The sequence below is a fragment of the Bradyrhizobium icense genome, assembly GCF_001693385.1.
GTDB classification, from domain to species: domain Bacteria; phylum Pseudomonadota; class Alphaproteobacteria; order Rhizobiales; family Xanthobacteraceae; genus Bradyrhizobium; species Bradyrhizobium icense.
Genome location: NZ_CP016428.1, coordinates 5,689,648 through 5,702,461, shown reverse-complemented (window position 1 = coordinate 5,702,461; position 12,814 = coordinate 5,689,648). Strand labels below are relative to the sequence as shown.

The 12,814-nt window shown below is 64.3% G+C and carries 16 protein-coding genes; all 16 read left to right on the top strand.

Annotation, left to right across the window (positions count from 1 at the left end; genetic code table 11):
- Nucleotides 1-9: 9 nt before the first annotated feature.
- The 16 genes from LMTR13_RS26640 (at nt 10) to LMTR13_RS26560 (ending at nt 12,669) form a co-directional block, all read left to right on the top strand.
- Complete coding sequence (locus LMTR13_RS26640) at nt 10-351, top strand: HesB/IscA family protein (protein ID WP_236843145.1); 342 nt, start codon at nt 10-12, stop codon at nt 349-351.
- Nucleotides 348-884, top strand: coding sequence for a tetratricopeptide repeat protein (locus tag LMTR13_RS26635; RefSeq protein WP_065730367.1), 537 nt, complete (start codon nt 348-350; stop codon nt 882-884). The genes LMTR13_RS26640 and LMTR13_RS26635 overlap by 4 nt, the downstream gene beginning before the upstream one ends.
- Nucleotides 874-1,647 (top strand): 4Fe4S-binding leucine-rich repeat protein, encoded by a 774-nt coding sequence (locus LMTR13_RS26630; protein ID WP_065730366.1) that lies wholly within the window; start codon nt 874-876, stop codon nt 1,645-1,647. Before LMTR13_RS26635 ends, LMTR13_RS26630 begins: the two co-directional genes overlap by 11 nt.
- On the top strand, nt 1,644-1,964 hold the full coding sequence (locus tag LMTR13_RS26625; protein ID WP_065730365.1) for a nitrogen fixation protein NifZ: 321 nt from the start codon (nt 1,644-1,646) through the stop codon (nt 1,962-1,964). The genes LMTR13_RS26630 and LMTR13_RS26625 overlap by 4 nt, the downstream gene beginning before the upstream one ends.
- Nucleotides 1,961-2,200: a nitrogen fixation protein NifZ gene (locus LMTR13_RS26620; protein ID WP_065730364.1), complete on the top strand. Its 240-nt coding sequence runs from the start codon at nt 1,961-1,963 to the stop codon at nt 2,198-2,200. The genes LMTR13_RS26625 and LMTR13_RS26620 overlap by 4 nt, the downstream gene beginning before the upstream one ends.
- Before the next feature lie 15 nt (nt 2,201-2,215).
- Entirely contained in the window at nt 2,216-2,575 is a 360-nt protein-coding gene (locus LMTR13_RS26615) for a DUF3024 domain-containing protein (protein ID WP_065730363.1), read from the top strand.
- A gap of 34 nt (nt 2,576-2,609) precedes the next feature.
- The gene (locus tag LMTR13_RS26610; protein ID WP_065732995.1) at nt 2,610-2,879 is read left to right on the top strand and encodes a hypothetical protein; all 270 of its coding nucleotides are present in this window, start codon (nt 2,610-2,612) and stop codon (nt 2,877-2,879) included.
- 5 nt (nt 2,880-2,884) lie between these two features.
- Nucleotides 2,885-4,075, top strand: coding sequence for a DegT/DnrJ/EryC1/StrS family aminotransferase (locus LMTR13_RS26605; RefSeq protein ID WP_236843501.1), 1,191 nt, complete (start codon nt 2,885-2,887; stop codon nt 4,073-4,075).
- 594 nt (nt 4,076-4,669) lie between these two features.
- Entirely contained in the window at nt 4,670-5,119 is a 450-nt protein-coding gene (locus LMTR13_RS26600) for a Rieske (2Fe-2S) protein (protein ID WP_065730361.1), read from the top strand.
- 360 nt (nt 5,120-5,479) lie between these two features.
- Nucleotides 5,480-6,331: a PHP domain-containing protein gene (locus tag LMTR13_RS41970; protein WP_197520925.1), complete on the top strand. Its 852-nt coding sequence runs from the start codon at nt 5,480-5,482 to the stop codon at nt 6,329-6,331.
- A gap of 234 nt (nt 6,332-6,565) precedes the next feature.
- On the top strand, nt 6,566-6,952 hold the full coding sequence (locus LMTR13_RS41965; RefSeq protein ID WP_197520924.1) for a hypothetical protein: 387 nt from the start codon (nt 6,566-6,568) through the stop codon (nt 6,950-6,952).
- A gap of 12 nt (nt 6,953-6,964) precedes the next feature.
- Nucleotides 6,965-7,444 carry an ATP-binding protein gene (locus LMTR13_RS41960; RefSeq protein ID WP_065730357.1) on the top strand — a complete coding sequence of 160 codons (480 nt, stop codon included), beginning with the start codon at nt 6,965-6,967 and terminating at the stop codon, nt 7,442-7,444.
- Between the two features lie 154 nt (nt 7,445-7,598).
- Complete coding sequence (locus tag LMTR13_RS26575) at nt 7,599-8,801, top strand: cytochrome P450 (RefSeq protein WP_065730356.1); 1,203 nt, start codon at nt 7,599-7,601, stop codon at nt 8,799-8,801.
- A 94-nt stretch (nt 8,802-8,895) separates the two neighbouring features.
- Nucleotides 8,896-10,494, top strand: a complete 1,599-nt coding sequence (locus LMTR13_RS43455; protein ID WP_065730355.1) for a cytochrome P450 — start codon at nt 8,896-8,898, stop codon at nt 10,492-10,494.
- Complete coding sequence (locus LMTR13_RS26565) at nt 10,481-11,326, top strand: SDR family oxidoreductase (RefSeq protein WP_065730354.1); 846 nt, start codon at nt 10,481-10,483, stop codon at nt 11,324-11,326. Before LMTR13_RS43455 ends, LMTR13_RS26565 begins: the two co-directional genes overlap by 14 nt.
- A complete protein-coding gene (locus tag LMTR13_RS26560; RefSeq protein ID WP_065730353.1) occupies nt 11,326-12,669 on the top strand; it encodes a cytochrome P450 in 1,344 nt (447 codons plus the stop codon). Before LMTR13_RS26565 ends, LMTR13_RS26560 begins: the two co-directional genes overlap by 1 nt.
- The last annotated feature ends 145 nt before the right edge of the window (nt 12,670-12,814 follow it).

Sequence of the window (12,814 nt, the reverse complement as noted above, 5' to 3'; positions counted from 1 at the left end):
CTCGAGCCCATGACCTTCACCCTGGCGCCCACCGCTGAAAAACTCACGAGTTTCCTGCTGCGCACCGATGGCACCGCTGGCGCCAGCGTCCGTCTCGCCGTCACGGCAGATGGTTGCTCGGGATTGTCCGCCAATATAGGTGTTGCGCTGGCATCTCGGCCCGGACAGCAAGACGTCGAGCGCAACGGCCTGAAGTTGCTTCTCAATGGCGAGAACCAGCTAAGGCTAGGGGGTCTCACGATCGATTTGACCGACACCGCTGCGCGGACCGGGCTGATCTTCCCAGAAGCAGGTGTGCTGCTCCAGCAACACCGCAAAGTCTGCCCATTAGAAGAGGAAAGCTGCCGATGAACCTCGATGGGGCAGGCAATCCGCTGTCCGGTAGCGAAGGGGCGCTCATCGCGCACACGCTACTCGGCGACGGCCTGCCGCGCGAAGCCGAGGATCATCTGTGGCAGGCCGGGCTCTCCTATCACCTGGACGAGATCGCGGAAAAACACCTGCACGAAGCGCAGGCGCTGGCGCCGGGACACGCCGCCGTCCTGATCGGACTCTACCGCTTCTATTTCTACAAGGCTCGCTTGGCCGAAGCGTTGGAGGTCGCAAAGCTCTGTATTTCTAAGGCAGCGCGTGAAAACGGCCTCTTAGACGACTGGCGGCGGGTCAGCGCGACCGATGCTGCTTTCGATTGCTACGAGAACAGCCTGCCGCGCTTCTATTTATTTTCACTGAAAGCCTACGCCTACCTGCAGATGCGGCTCGGCGATCTCGGTGAAGGGCACGCGGCCGCCAGCAAGCTCGTGGAGCTCGACCCGACCGACAAGATCGGCGCCAAGGTGCTCCTGGACGTGCTGGAGCGGATGGGACAGGACGATGACCGATGACATCGATGAGGCCCGCGACTGGTTAGGCAACGAGGTCGACTGCGGCACCTGCACGCATCTCGGGCTAAGGGCCAGCGGCGGCTGCCGCTTGATGCAAGCCTGCGTCAACGACCGCTATGCCCGCCGCATCGACCGCTTCTTCAACTGGAATCCGGCGCTGGCCGACGCTTACATCACACATCCGCATGTCGAGGTGCGCGCGATCGCGGCCAAACACGCCAACCTGTTCCTGCTGCCGATGCTGCTCGACGATGCTGAGGAAACCGTGCGCTGGAACGCGGCGCGCCGCCTTCCCAAGCGCTTTGTGCTGCGGTTGCGCAGCGACCCGCATCGGGAGGTGAGAATGCGGGTTGCGACCTTGCTGGAAGGCGAGGCGCTGGCGCCGATGATGTCGGATCAGGACTATTACGTCCGCCTGGTGGTGGCGAGCCGGATCGCGCCGGCGCTGCTTGGGCGTCTCATGAACGATGACGAGCCCGAGGTGCGCCGCGTGGTTGCGCTCCGCATTCCCTATGACTGGCTGCTCGGCATGGTCAATGATCGCGATCCGACCGTGCGGCTCGAGATCGCACGGCGGCTGTCTCCGGTTTCGCTCAGCGTGCTGCGCCGCGATCCGGATTGGCGCGTCCGCTATGAGGTGGCAAGCCGCATTACGGCGGCCGAGTTGGCGGAGCTGACCGAGGACGAGGACTCGATGGTGCAGGAAGTCGCCCGCGAGCGCGTGGCCATCCGGCCCGAACGACCGAGAGAGAGTGGGACATGAGCAACATCGTTCGCGACAGCGAGGTCGTCGAGCTGACCGGGCCGCCTTTCTTCAGCTTCGGCGAAAAGGTGCGGGCCAACCGCACCATCCGCAATGACGGAACCTATGCCGGCAAGGAAGTTGGCGAGATCCTCGCTAAAAAGGGGGAGGTGGGTTACGTCGTCTCAATCGGCACTTTTCTGCAGCAGTTCTACATCTATGGCGTCGAATTTCTCGAAAGCGGCAACCGCGTCGGGATGAAGCGCAAGGAGCTCGTGCCGGCGGTGGCGCGCGAGGAGCTTGAGGACCTGCCGTTGCCGGAAGAGGCTGCGTCATGATCGACCCGAGGCTGCCGAAGTACCAATGGGGCCAGCACGTCAAGGCGGCGATCGACCTCATTAACGACGGGTCCTTTCCGGATGCACCGTCCGATGGACTCTTGGTGGGCGCCGGAGGGATCGGCGAGATCGTGCAGGTCGGCAGGCATACCGAAGCGAACGTGCCAATCTATCTCGTCGAGTTCGGCGAGCGGCTGGTCATCGGCTGTCTTGAAGAAGAAATTGCAGTGCTTTGAGGGTGGCGGTTCGCGATGAATGCTGCGGTGATGAGAAAACTAGCCACCGGACTGATCCCTCACCCGAACGAGCTCGATCGCAAGCGGATCGAGCGCGCCTTGAGCTCGCGCAAGCGCTATCGCTTTGTCTCGCCGAATGTGAGGCCGGTGAGGGGTGGCTATCTGATCGAGAGTCCCTGCTGCTCTCGTAATATCGACAAGGACGGCGGCCTGATCGATGTCGCGCTGATCCACTATGACATGGTGAGCGGGATGTGGAAGCTGTTTCGCATGAACCACGCGCACGGGATCTGGGAGTTTTACAGCATTTACCTCCGGTTGACCTCAGCGATCGAGGATTTGAACACGGATCCAGAGCGGCTGTTCTGGCAATGAAGATGATTTGGGGACCAGTTATATGGGAGCCGCGATGGCACTTGGCAAAGACGAACTGATCGAAATAGAACGGGTGCTCGCGGCGGCGGAGGCCGATGCAAGCCCATTCCCCGAGCTGCGGCGCCGCTTTCCGCACCTCGCCTACACGCGCTGTGATGCGTCTGACGTGACGGAGCGGCCGTTCCGAAGTTTTCCGCGTTTCGACCTGCATCTGATCGATGGCTGCGATCGCTGCGTGCAGATCACGGCCGATCCGGCACGCGCGACTGGTATCTTGCTGGCGGCAAGGAGTACTGGACGGTGACCGGCATTGCACTCGCAGAGGATCACGATGATGGCACAGAAGCGATCGAGGCCGTATCCTTCATTCCGCTCTCCGATCCCGATATCACCTCCGCCGAGCTCTCTGCCGTTGAAGCACTGCTATGTTCCCCGCGAATCTCCAATGGGCCGATCACTGACGCCTTCGAGAAAGCCTTCGCCGCCTATCTTGGCCGCAAATATGCCGTTGCCGTCCCCAGCGGCACGATCGGGCTTCTGCTTGCGCTAAAAGCGCTCGGCATCGGACCCGGGCAGGAGGTGATCGCCTCGCCTTATTCGTTTCGCGAGACGGTGCATGCTATCAGCCTCGTGGGCGCACGGGCCGAATTTGCCGACGTCGACTATTGGTCGGGAGCCTTGGCTCCGGCGAAGGTCGAAGAGCGTGTCACGGCCAACACGCGGGCGATTATTGGTGCCAACCCCAATGGCCATCCAGCGCCATGGTCGGAGCTGCGCGCGATCGCGCAGCGCCATCAGCTGCCGCTCCTGGAGGATTCGACCGAAGCGATCGGATCGCGATACAAGGGCGAGCTCGTCGGCCGCTTTGGCGACATCGCCGTGTTCGACTTCGCCCAGCCACTGGCCCTGACCTGCGGCGAAGGCGGCATGGTGGTGACCGACGACATCGACTTGGCCGTTGGCTTGCGTCGCCATCGCGCACATCGGCTGGATGAGCGCTCCTCCGTTGTCGTCAGCAGCGCAGCGCCCCACCAGGCCGGCATGAGCGATCTCACAGCTGCGCTGGGCCTTGCGCAGCTAAGGCGCCTCGACGAAATCCTGGAGCGACGCCGGCTCGCCGAACAGCTCTACAATGCCCATATGCAATCCTTCGAGGGTATCAAGCCGCCCTATGTGGCTCCCGATGCGACCGAGGTGAACTGGTTCCTCTATCTGGTCCATCTCGGGACGCGCTTCACGCGCTCCAGCCGCGATGCCATCGTCGATGACCTGCGCATCGAGCAGGTCGAGGCCGCCGCCTATTGCCAACCGTTGCATTTGCAGCGGCATTATTTCGACCTCGGCTATCGGCATGGCGATTTCCTGGTCACGGAAAAGATCGCCGAACGCGCCCTGGCGCTGCCGTTTCACACCCACCTCACCGATGACCAGATCGACTTCATCGTGGAGACGATGAAGGACGCGTCAATCAACATCGGCGCTGGCGCAGCAATTTATTAGAGCCGAGGAATCATCAATGGGACGCAAAAGGAAGGCTTGAATGTCGACAGCCACCGTCTCACCGTGGGGCAAGATGATCGAGGTCATTCAGGCCACATCACTCTTGGCGGTGCTGCAGAACCCGGAGATCGCAATGCCAAACAAATGCAAGTGCAGACCAAACGCGGATCCTCCGACATTTCGTCCGGCAAGGCCGCAAGGAACTCTCGAGGGTGGCGCGCAAAGAGAATGAGAAGCTCAATATGATCGGAGGAGGCGCCTCCAAGTTGCGGCTCGCCTCCGAAGTCAAGTTGCTCGGAACCGGTAGCAATGATCATCGAGCTCTTCGGCTTCGGCTCGGGTATCTTTCAAGCTTTGGCGGGGAAGGCACATGGACTTCGCAACACGTAATGTTCCCTGAACGGGACCGTGGTCGAGCTTGACGAGCGCCCGGCCGGCCTTACGCCGCACCAATGTTTGATTGTCTCAGCGGGCCGTCGATGCCCTCCCAGGAGCTGGCCGGTGGAATTGGCGTGCTTCGGCTGACCCGTGCCGCCGTCGATGCCTTCAGGCAGGAAAACGTGACGACAGCATGAGCCAAGGGAGCACCGCAACATGGGCAGCCAAGAGGTTGAGGTGTTCAGCGTCTGTCACGCCGATGCAATCGAGCGGGGCGACGCGAAGGGTTTTAGCCTGTCGCGGATCGACGAGAGCGGCGAGAGCCGGCCGTTTCCGATTGTCGTGGTGCGGACCTTCGGAAACGACTACCACGGCTATGTCAACCGCTGCCCGCATGACGGCGTCTGGCTCAACATCGGCTCCGGGGAATTTTTCTCGTCGGACCGCGCCTTTATCAGATGCGGCCGGCACGGTGCGACTTTCGAGATCGACAGCGGGTTTTGCATCGATGGCCCCTGCAATGGAAAAGCCCTTGAGCCGGTCGCGCTCGCCGTGGTCGACGGCGACGTCTGCCTTTGTGGCGTGAAGCTGGTGGAGGACAACGGGTTGCCCGATCCGTTCGAGGACGGCGACGAAACTATGGACATCATGATCCATCCGGATTAACAGGCATGATCTCATGACCGTAGCTCCGGAGTTTTTCGGTAAAGCGCCGTCGTTCTCATGAACATTGGCGCAGGCCTGCGCCTGTCGCAGCTTTCGAACTGGTGAGAGATCAAGGGCCGGGCACGCCGGCGGAAGTCATCCTGTAGCCCGGGATGAATGAATGGTACGGGGACACTCGAACAGCGAGACGCGCAGCCAGCCATTGTGGATGATGAACTGAACGGGTTGAGCCTATTTGCAGTCAACGCCGGAAACCAGTAGGCATGCAGCGTCGCCCGCGCGTCAGCAGCGGTGGGGGTGCGATTTCCACGCGAATCCATTAGGTTTTGAGTCAACGAGAAGCTGCGTCTTGGGGAGCCGATGGACAAGGGAGCGCATTTCCACCGTTGCGATTTGCAAGTGCATACGCCGCGTGACCAAAATTGGACGGGCGGCGGGGCCGTCGCCGACGACCAACGTCAATCGTACGCCAACCAGCTTGTCCAGGCCTGTCGCTTGCGCGGTCTGCAGGGGATTGCGATTACCGATCACCACGACATGGTGTTTGTCGAATACATTCGCTGTGCCGCCGACGAAGAAACCGATGAGCGCGGAACGCCCTTGCCTAAGCAAGAGCGTCTCGTCGTTTTCCCCGGAATGGAGCTGACGCTCGGCGTTCCGTGCCAAGCGCTACTGATCTTCGATACCGACTTTCCGGCTGACCTGTTCTCGTTGGCAATGACGGCTCTTGCGATCAATCCGAGCCCGAACGGTGACGCCAAAACTGCCAACGTCGAGCGGTTGCAAAACATTCATTCGCTGAAGCAGCTCAAAGACAAGCTCGACGAGCGCACCTATCTTCGCGATCGCTATTGCGTCACGCCGCCGCCAGCGCACGCTCGCGCATACCCTCGATCAGCGGGGCGCTCGAAGAGCGCTCCCTCAGCGAACGGGCCGAGGCCATCAAATCTTCACTGGGGGCCTTATCCGACGATGACCGTGCCATCATCGCCAAGGGCAAGAACTTTGATGCCGCCGACCAGGCGGTTCAGTCTTGGCGCGACGGCATTGCGACGGTCAAATCCGGCGCTGAGGGTCTCCGCACCACGGTCGCGTCCAGCCTCGTTCAATCGGCACCGGCACCCGCCGAGCCAGACGCGGCTGTGCTCCAAGCAGCGCGAGCCGAGCAGCAAAGCTTATTGGCCGACGCCCAAACAGCGCTTGATACGCTGAGAGCGAAGGCAAGCGGCATCCTGGAGTCATTGGGGCCGGACAGCCCTTGGCGCCAATGGGCTGCCTCTCTGGCTGCCTTCAAGGGAGACTACAATGCTGCGGTCGCCCGCTCCTCGACGCATGCCGAGAGGATGACGTAGCTGCGGCAGATCGAGGAGCAACTCGCGCGACACGTCCGCGAGACTGCTCGCCTCCGCGAGGAACTGCGCGGGCTAGAAACCGCCGAGGCCGTTTATGAAACCGAAAGGGCGAGCATGGCTGACTTTACGGCGAGAGCGTGATGAGCTCATGCGGGCCCAATGCGCGTCGCTCACGGCTAGTTCAGATGGAATGATACGTGCGCATGTTAAGCCGTATGCCGATCCTTCCGAGTTCGTGAACAGCCTACGTCAGTTCTTGAGCGGATCGCACATTTCCGGCGGCAAGATTGAATCGCTGGGGGAAGGCATTCCAACCGCCGCCGATGGCGCCGTCCAATGGAGCGCGGTGTTGGCCGATCTTGAAAAACTCGCCGAAGTCGATCCGGAGAACGAGAGCAACGCGCCACGTCCCGAAACGCCATCGCTTTCTGCGGCCGGTCTGACCGCGGGTGAAATCGATCGTCTGGCGCGCAACCTCTAGCCTGACCAGTGGTTGGCGCTGTCGCTTATTCCGATCCCGAGCGTACCTGTGTTCGAATACAGGACGCGCGAGAACGAATACATCCCGTTTGGCAACGCGTCCGCCGGCCAACAGGCAACCGCGCTGCTAAAGACCCTGCTTAACCAAGTGGGAACACCTCTTATCATCGATCAGCCCGAAGAGGATCTCGACAATCCCGTGATGCTGGAGATCGTACAGCAGCTTTGGAAGGCCAAACAGAAAAGGCAGATCATCTTTGCAAGCCACAACGCCAATCTTGTCGTCAATGGCGACGCTGAACTTGTCGCTTGGTGCGACTACAGGACTTCAGGCGATCAGTCGCGCGACGTCGTTGCCGGCGAAGGCGCAATCGACGTTCCCAACGTGCGGGAAGCCATCGAACGGATCATGGAAGGCGGCAAGGCGGCCTTCAATCTTCGCCGCGAAAAGTATGGCTTCTCTAGCTTAGGGGGCTACTACAAGATTCGGTAGATGGCTAAAGCCAGATTGAGGCCCTAGGGTCCGGCCGCCTTCCCGTCGATCATCATCGACGAACAGAAGTGAACGCAAGCGCACGTGAAGCCGCTGCCCGCAGCGCCTGCGGTCACCTTCCGCGCTTCCATCGCTTAGAGAGTGAAGTGCCACCATGTCCGAACAATCCTTGCCGACGCTGCCGATGTGGCGCGTCGATCACATCGAGCCCTCGCCCGAGATGTTGGCGCTACGCGCCAACGGTCCGATCCACCGCGTGCGCTTCCCGTCCGGGCACGAAGGCTGGTGGGTGACAGGCTACGACGAGGCCAAGGCGGCGCTGTCCGACACGGCGTTCCGGCCCGCGGGAATGCCGCCGGCGGCATTCACCCCGGATTCGGTGATTCTCGGTTCGCCGGGGTGGCTGGTCTCGCATGAGGGGGGCGAGCATGCCCGGTTACGCACGATCGTGGCGCCGGCCTTCAGCAACCGCAGGGTGAAGCTGCTCGCGCAGCAGGTCGAGGCGATCGCCGCGCAGTTGTTCGAGACGCTGGCGGCCCAGCCCCAGCCCGCCGACCTGCGGCGCCACCTCTCCTTTCCGCTTCCGGCCATGGTCATCAGCGCGCTGATGGGCGTGCTCTACGAGGATCACGCCTTTTTCGCCGGGCTGTCCGACGAGGTGATGACGCACCAGCATGAAAGCGGCCCGCGCAGCGCGTCGCGCCTGGCCTGGGAAGAACTGCGCGCCTACATTCGCGGCAAGATGCGGGACAAGCGCCAGGATCCAGGCGACAACCTGCTGACGGATTTGCTCGCGGCGGTCGACCAGGGCAAGGCGACCGAGGAAGAGGCGATCGGCCTGGCGGCGGGCATGCTGGTGGCGGGGCACGAGAGCACCGTCGCGCAGATCGAATTCGGCCTGCTGGCCATGTTCCGCCATCCGCAACAGCGCGAACGCCTGGTCGGCGATCCATCCTTGGTGGACAAGGCGGTGGAGGAAATCCTGCGCATGTACCCGCCGGGCGCGGGCTGGGACGGCATCATGCGCTATCCGAGGACCGACGTGACCATCGCGGGCGTGCATATTCCCGCGGAGAGCAAGGTGCTGGTCGGCCTGCCGGCGACGTCGTTCGATCCGCGCCATTTCGACGACCCGGAAATCTTCGACATCGGACGCCAGGAAAAGCCGCACCTCGCGTTCTCCTACGGGCCGCACTCCTGCATCGGCGCGGCGCTGGCCAGGCTGGAACTCAAGGCGGTGTTCGGTTCGATCTTCCAGCGCTTTCCCGCGCTGCGCCTGGCCGTGGCGCCCGAAGAACTGAAGTTGCGCAAGGAGATCATCACTGGCGGGTTCGAGGAGTTCCCGGTGCTCTGGTGATGCGCGGACGCCGCCGCGGATCGCGATCTGCTCCGCAATTTGCCGGCGCGCCTGGCGCGCGCCGGTCAGATCAGCCAGCCAACAGGTAACCAAGATGGACGTGCAAGAAACCACGGCAGCATGCCGGGACGCCTTCGCCGAACTGGCGTCGCCAGCGTGCATCCACGACCCGTATCCGTTCATGCGGTGGTTGCGCGAGCACGATCCGGTGCATCGCGCGGCGTCGGGCCTCTTTCTGTTGAGCCGCCACGCCGACATCTACTGGGCGCTCAAGGCCACGGGCGATGCGTTTCGGGGACCGGCGCCGGGCGAACTGGCGCGCTATTTCCCGCGTGCGGCGACCAGCCTGTCGCTCAATCTGCTGGCGTCCACGCTAGCGATGAAGGACCCACCGACGCATACGCGTCTGCGCCGGCTGATCTCGCGCGATTTCACCATGCGCCAGATCGACAACCTGCGGCCGAGCATCGCGCGCATCGTCGCCGCGCGCCTGGACGGCATGGCGCCCGCGCTGGAGCGCGGGGAGGCGGTGGACCTGCATCGGGAATTCGCGCTGGTCTTGCCCATGCTGGTCTTCGCCGAACTGTTCGGCATGCCCCAGGACGACATGTTCGGGCTCGCCGCCGGCATCGACGCCATTCTGGAAGGCCTGAGCCCGCACGCCAGCGATCCCCAGCTCGCCGCGGCGGACGCGGCCAGCGCCAGGGTGCAGGCCTACTTCGGCGACCTCATACAGCGCAAGCGCACCGGTCCCCGCCACGATATCGTGTCGATGCTGGTCGGCGCACACGACGACGATGCCGACACACTGTCGGATGCGGAGTTGATCAGCATGCTGTGGGGCATGCTGCTGGGCGGGTTCGCCACCACTGCTGCGACCATCGACCATGCGGTCCTGGCGATGCTGGCGTATCCCGAACAGCGGCACTGGCTACAGGGAGACGCCGTGGGGGTGAAGGCATTCGTCGAAGAAGTCCTGCGCTGCGACGCGCCCGCCATGTTCAGCTCCATTCCGCGTATCGCCCAGCGCGACATCGAACTGGGCGGCGTGGTGATCCCGAAGAACGCGGACGTGCGCGTGCTGATCGCGGCCGGCAATCGCGACCCGCACGCCTTCGCCGATCCCGACCGCTTCGATCCCGCGCGGTTCTACGGCACCAGTCCGGGCATGTCGACCGACGGGAAGATCATGCTGAGCTTCGGCCACGGCATCCACTTCTGCCTCGGTGCGCAACTGGCCCGGGTGCAGTTGGCCGAGTGCCTGCCGCGGATCCAGGCGCGCTTCCCCACGCTGGCATTGGCCGAGCAGCCGACCCGAGAGCCCTCCGCGTTCCTTAGGACGTTCCGCGCGCTGCCGGTCCGGCTGCATGCGCAGGGGGCTGAGATGCGCGTCGTGGTCGACCAGGATCTGTGCGGAACCACCGGGCAGTGCGTGCTGACGCTGCCGGGCACCTTTCGCCAGCGCGAACCAGACGGCGTGGCCGAAGTGTGTGGGGCGACGGTCCCGCAGGCGCTGCACGCCGCCGTGCGGCTCGCGGCCAGCCAGTGCCCGGTCGCCGCCATTCGGGTCATCGAAAGCGACGCTGGCGATGACGGGCGCGCCAGCGCCGACCCTGCGCCTTCTCCGGCGGAGGCCGAGCGGCATGCTGCGAAAGACCAACGCAATCCAGGAGGACACGATGGGACGGTTTGAAGGCAAGGTGGCCGTGGTGACTGGCGCCGGCGCCGGCATCGGCAAGGCATGCGCCCTCGCCATCGCGCGCGAGGGCGGCAGAGTGGTGGTGGCCGACATTGATGGCTCGGCGGCCATCGCCTGCACCGCGCAGATCGCGGCCGAAGCGGGCCACGCGCTGGCCCTGGCCATCGACATCGCCGATGCGCAGGCGGTGGCAGCGCTGTTCGAGACGGCGGAGCGGCACTTCGGTGGGGTCGACCTGCTGGTGAACAACGCGAGCGCAATGCATCTGACTCCGCGCGACCGCGCGATCCTCGACCTGGACCTGGCGGTCTGGGATCAGACCATGGCGACCAATCTGCGCGGCACGCTACTCTGCTGCCGGCAGGCCATCCCACGGATGATCGCCCGCGGCGGTGGCGCGATCGTCAACATGTCGTCGTGCCAGGGGCTCAGCGGTGACACCGCGCAGACGTCCTACGCCGCGTCGAAGGCGGCGATGAACATGCTGTCGGCCTCGCTCGCCACCCAGTACGGTCATGCGCAGATCCGCTGCAACGCGGTTGCGCCGGGTCTCATCATGACCGAGCGTCTCCTCGCCAAGCTGGACGAGTGCATGCAACGGCATCTGCGCCGGCACCAGCTCCTGCCGCGCGTCGGCCGCCCCGAGGACGTGGCCGCGCTGGTGGCGTTCCTGCTCTCCGACGATGCTGCGTTCATCACCGGCCAGGTCGTGTGCATCGACGGCGGCATGCTGGCGCATGTGCCGACGTACGCCGACGGTGGCAACAGCCGCGCCGCGCGGCCTGCTGGCGAGACCGCCGAAGCGGCCGCGTCGCCGCGCTGCTGATGGACATGCTGCTCAACCCGCTGGACCGTCGGCATCGGCTGCGGCACGACATCCCGGTCGTGCCCGGCGCTTTCCCCTTGGTCGGGCATCTTCCCGCCATCGTCTGCGACCTGCCGCGCCTGCTGCGGCGCGCGGAACGGACGCTGGGCAGCCACTTCTGGCTGGATTTCGGCCCTGCCGGACACCTGATGACCTGTCTGGATCCGGATGCGTTCGCACTGCTCCGGCACAAGGACGTGTCCTCGGCGCTGATCGAAGAGATCGTGCCCGAATTGTTTGGCGGAACGTTGGTCGCCCAGGACGGCGGCGCGCACCGGCAGGCGCGCGATGCGATCCAGGCGGCGTTCCTGCCCAAGGGGCTGACCCAGGCCGGCATCGGCGACCTGTTCGCGCCCGTCATCCGGGCGCGGGTGCAGGCGTGGCGCGACCGCGGCGACGTAACCATCCTGCGCGAAACCACCGACTTGATGCTCAAGCTCATCTTCAGCCTCATGGGAATCCCCGCGCAGGACCTGCCGGGATGGCATCGCAAGTACCGGCAACTGCTGCAGTTGATCGTCGCGCCCCCGGTCGACCTGCCCGGACTGCCCTTGCGGCGCGGCCGCGCCGCCCGCGACTGGATCGACGCGCAGTTGCGCCAGTTCGTCCGCGACGCGCGCGAACATGCCGCGCGCACCGGGTTGATCAACGACATGGTGAGCGCCTTCGATCGCAGCGACGATGCGCTTTCCGATGACGTCCTGGTCGCCAATATCCGCTTGCTGCTGCTTGGCGGTCACGACACCACCGCCTCGACGATGGCCTGGATGGTGATTGAGCTGGCGCGGCAGCCTGGGCTGTGGGACGCCCTGGTCGAGGAGGCGCAACGCGTGGGCGCGGTGCCGACCCGGCACGCGGACCTGGCGCAGTGTCCGGTCGCCGAGGCGCTGTTCCGCGAGACGCTGCGCGTGCATCCGGCGACCACGCTCCTGCCGCGTCGCGCGCTGCAGGAATTGCAACTCGGCCAACGGCGCATTCCCGCGGGCACCCATCTGTGCATCCCGCTGCTGCATTTCTCGACCTCGGCGCTGCTGCACGAGGCGCCTGATCAGTTCCGCCTGGCGCGGTGGCTGCAACGCACGGAGCCGATACGGCCGGTGGACATGCTGCAGTTCGGTACCGGCCCACACGTCTGCATCGGCTACCACCTGGTGTGGCTGGAACTGGTGCAGTTCTGCATCGCCTTGGCGCTGACCATGCACAAGGCCGGGGTGCGGCCGCGGTTGGCGAGCGGCGTCGAAAAAGGCCGGCGCTATTACCCGACCGCACATCCGTCCATGACAATCCGCATCGGATTCTCATGAGCTGGCATCGCATGCCCCGTGTGGCGAGGCAGCGGCGCCGGCGCCGCGCGGCATTGCTGCACTCGGCGCGCGCGCTCGGTGCGACGCCGACAACACCGCGGCGGCTCGCCGCTCGCCGTGGCCGTCTCCTGTCAGGTACAAGGAC

Bases quoted from the DNA above. Each gene is read 5' to 3' on its own strand.
- LMTR13_RS26640 (WP_236843145.1), top strand. From the start codon at position 10: ATGACCTTCACCCTGGCGCCCACCGCTGAAAAACTCACGAGTTTCCTG.
- LMTR13_RS26635 (WP_065730367.1), top strand. From the start codon at position 348: ATGAACCTCGATGGGGCAGGCAATCCGCTGTCCGGTAGCGAAGGGGCG.
- LMTR13_RS26630 (WP_065730366.1), top strand. From the start codon at position 874: ATGACCGATGACATCGATGAGGCCCGCGACTGGTTAGGCAACGAGGTC.
- LMTR13_RS26625 (WP_065730365.1), top strand. From the start codon at position 1,644: ATGAGCAACATCGTTCGCGACAGCGAGGTCGTCGAGCTGACCGGGCCG.
- LMTR13_RS26620 (WP_065730364.1), top strand. From the start codon at position 1,961: ATGATCGACCCGAGGCTGCCGAAGTACCAATGGGGCCAGCACGTCAAG.
- LMTR13_RS26615 (WP_065730363.1), top strand. From the start codon at position 2,216: ATGAATGCTGCGGTGATGAGAAAACTAGCCACCGGACTGATCCCTCAC.
- LMTR13_RS26610 (WP_065732995.1), top strand. From the start codon at position 2,610: ATGGCACTTGGCAAAGACGAACTGATCGAAATAGAACGGGTGCTCGCG.
- LMTR13_RS26600 (WP_065730361.1), top strand. From the start codon at position 4,670: ATGGGCAGCCAAGAGGTTGAGGTGTTCAGCGTCTGTCACGCCGATGCA.
- LMTR13_RS41970 (WP_197520925.1), top strand. From the start codon at position 5,480: ATGGACAAGGGAGCGCATTTCCACCGTTGCGATTTGCAAGTGCATACG.
- LMTR13_RS41965 (WP_197520924.1), top strand. From the start codon at position 6,566: ATGAAACCGAAAGGGCGAGCATGGCTGACTTTACGGCGAGAGCGTGAT.
- LMTR13_RS26575 (WP_065730356.1), top strand. From the start codon at position 7,599: ATGTCCGAACAATCCTTGCCGACGCTGCCGATGTGGCGCGTCGATCAC.
- LMTR13_RS43455 (WP_065730355.1), top strand. From the start codon at position 8,896: ATGGACGTGCAAGAAACCACGGCAGCATGCCGGGACGCCTTCGCCGAA.
- LMTR13_RS26565 (WP_065730354.1), top strand. From the start codon at position 10,481: ATGGGACGGTTTGAAGGCAAGGTGGCCGTGGTGACTGGCGCCGGCGCC.
- LMTR13_RS26560 (WP_065730353.1), top strand. From the start codon at position 11,326: ATGGACATGCTGCTCAACCCGCTGGACCGTCGGCATCGGCTGCGGCAC.